The sequence below is a fragment of the Tritonibacter sp. SIMBA_163 genome (genome assembly GCF_046535935.1).
Taxonomy (GTDB): Bacteria; Pseudomonadota; Alphaproteobacteria; order Rhodobacterales; family Rhodobacteraceae; genus Epibacterium; species Epibacterium scottomollicae.
In genome coordinates this window covers 1-248 of the sequence record NZ_JAWJBP010001008.1, presented here as the reverse complement: position 1 = coordinate 248, position 248 = coordinate 1, and the positions used below count along the sequence as shown (strand labels likewise).

The window sequence follows — 248 nt, the reverse complement described above, 5'->3', positions numbered from 1 at the left end:
AGATGAGCTCCACCGGCGAGGTCATGGGGCGGGACCGCAGCCTTGCCCGCGCCTTCCTCACGGCGCAGATGGGCGCCGGCATGGTGCTGCCCGCGGCGGGGCGCGCCTTCATCTCGATCCGCGACACCGACAAGACCGAAGTGATGCTCGCCACCGCCCGCATCCTGCTGGGTCAGGGCTTTGACCTGGTCGCCGCCCGCGGCACCCACGGCTGGTTGGCCGGTCACGGGGTGGCGTGTTCGGTGGTC

General features: G+C 71.8%; 1 protein-coding gene. It reads left to right on the top strand.

The genetic code is table 11. The features are described from left to right. The coding region (locus R0J92_RS25370) for a hypothetical protein (protein WP_411053722.1) at positions 1-248 on the top strand (248 nt) is incomplete at both ends.